This is a genomic window from Mycobacterium interjectum (genome assembly GCF_900078675.2).
In the GTDB taxonomy this organism is placed as follows: Bacteria; Actinomycetota; Actinomycetes; order Mycobacteriales; family Mycobacteriaceae; genus Mycobacterium; species Mycobacterium interjectum.
In genome coordinates, this window is sequence record NZ_LT546240.1 from 1 (window position 1) to 962 (window position 962).

Annotated in this window: 1 pseudogene; it reads right to left on the reverse strand. The window is 64.3% G+C overall.

Annotated features, from left to right (window positions below):
• A pseudogene (locus tag BN4348_RS60250) lies at positions 1-962 on the reverse strand (hypothetical protein); the annotation flags it as partial.

The window sequence follows — 962 nt, forward strand, 5'->3', positions numbered from 1 at the left end:
ACCGGTGGCCGGGACCGCGCGGTGCCTGCCGATGGCCTGGAGTGCACGATGGGTGCCGGTGGTGGGTCCAGTGGGGTGCTGACGGGCGTTGTGGCTGCGGTTTTTTCGCGGTGTTGTGCGTCTTCGATGGCGTGGCCCAGGACGTAGGTCCAGGCTTCGGGGAGGGGTCGTCGTTGGGGTTCGTTGTGCAGTGTGTCGGTGATGATTTGGCGCAGCAGGCCGGGGGTGGTGGGGGGCAGGTGTTGGGGGTTTTTGGTGTCTTGGTCGCCGGCGAGCAGTCGCAGGGCGAGCAGGCCGAGTTTGTAGGTGTCGGAGTAGATGGTGGCCAGTTCTTCGCCGGCGGGCACGTCCCAGCCGGGGGTTTCCATCTGCGGTAGTGCCGAGATGGTGTTGATGCGCATGGCGTCGCAGTCGATGAAGAAGACCCCGGGGTGTGGGGTGAGGGTGAACAGCAGGTTTTTCGGGGAGATGTCGCCGACGGCGACGCCGTGTTTGTGCAGGAATGCCAGTCCGGAGGCGACTTCGCGGAGCAGCGAATAGCGTTGGGCGTCGTCGAGGTCGATGCCGCGGGCGTGCAGTACCGAGGAGTGGTTGAGTAGGTGTTGGAATTCTGCGGTGGATGACGAGGCGCCCTTGGCGGTTTTGAGTTCGACGAAGAACTCCTCGGGGATGGCCGGCATCACGAATCCGGTTGGGGTGCCGTTGTCTTCGACCAGGGCACACGGCCAGGCCGCCATCGAGACCAGTCGTTCGGCTTCGGCGTAGGACAGTGCGTCCTCCACCAGGGCGGGCATGGCCGCCAGCGCGGTGAAATCGATCTCGGCCCGGGTCTGGGCCTTGTACTCCTTATAGACCATCGAATCGGCGAACTTCGTCTTGACGTTGGGAGCGCCATAGACCACCCCCTGCCCACCCTGCCCAATCTTGCTCAGCGCACCCAACTTATCGCGCTCGATCAGCTG